The organism is Skermanella aerolata KACC 11604, assembly GCF_000936425.1.
GTDB lineage: Bacteria > Pseudomonadota > Alphaproteobacteria > Azospirillales > Azospirillaceae > Skermanella > Skermanella aerolata.
This window is the reverse complement of the sequence record NZ_AVFK01000179.1, coordinates 1-946: the sequence shown is the minus strand read 5'-3', so window position 1 is coordinate 946 and position 946 is coordinate 1. Positions and strand designations below refer to the sequence as shown.

Genomic DNA, 946 nt, shown 5'->3' with positions numbered 1-946 from the left:
TTGAGGTTGATCGATTGTTGATCTGGTAGGGGTGCAGCGGGATCCAGGAGGCCGCGCGATGGCAGACAAACCCTACCCAACGGACCTGACGGATCAGCAATGGGAACTGATCAGACCGTTGCTTGAGCACAACCATGGACAGCGTGGTCAGCAGCACTACAGTTTACGGCGGATCGTTGATGGCTGCTTCTATGTTCTGCGGGGCGGTATTCCGTGGCGCATGATGCCTCACGATCTGCCACCCTGGGACGATGTTTACTATCATCTGCGCACCTGGCGCCGGAAGGGAACCTGGGAGCGGATCAACCAGGTCCTGCGAGAGCGCCATCGTGTCGCAAAGGGGCGCAAGCCGCAGCCCACCGCGGCGGTGATCGACAGCCAATCGGTCAAGACCACGGAGGCCGGTGGTCCACGCGGCTACGACGGCGGCAAGAAGGTGACCGGCCGAAAGCGCCAGGTTCTGGTCGATACCGAGGGCACTCTGCTGAAGACCAAGGTCCATCCGGCCGACATCCATGACAAGCCGGGCGGCATGCTGCTGCTCACTTCCCTTCACATCCTGTTCCCTTCCATCGTGCTGGTCTGGGCCGACAGCAGCTATCAAGGTCTGAAGAACTGGATGAAAGAAAACCTTGGATGGACTTTGACGATCGCTAAGCACTGGTGGACCGGCGTCCAGGGGTTCTGGTGTGCTCCCGGTCAGCAGCCACCAGTCATTCCTTCCGGCTTCCACGTTTTACCACGCCGGTGGGTAGTTGAAAGAACACTCGCATGGTTCACCCGAAATCGACGTCTGGCCAAAGACTATGAACGCTTGCCTGAAACTGGCGAGACCTTCATCTACATGGCCATGAGCCGAATCCTCATTAAACGGCTGGCAAACAGCCCCGAAGCGGAAACCTGACATTAACGATTAATTTTACCAACTTTCAACTCAACATCCTCT

1 protein-coding gene is annotated in these 946 nt (G+C 57.5%); it reads left to right on the top strand.

Going from position 1 to position 946, the window contains the following annotated elements:
- Positions 1-58: 58 nt before the first annotated feature.
- Positions 59-904, top strand: a complete 846-nt coding sequence (locus tag N826_RS39080) for an IS5 family transposase (protein WP_044438039.1) — start codon at positions 59-61, stop codon at positions 902-904.
- Positions 905-946 lie beyond the last annotated feature (42 nt).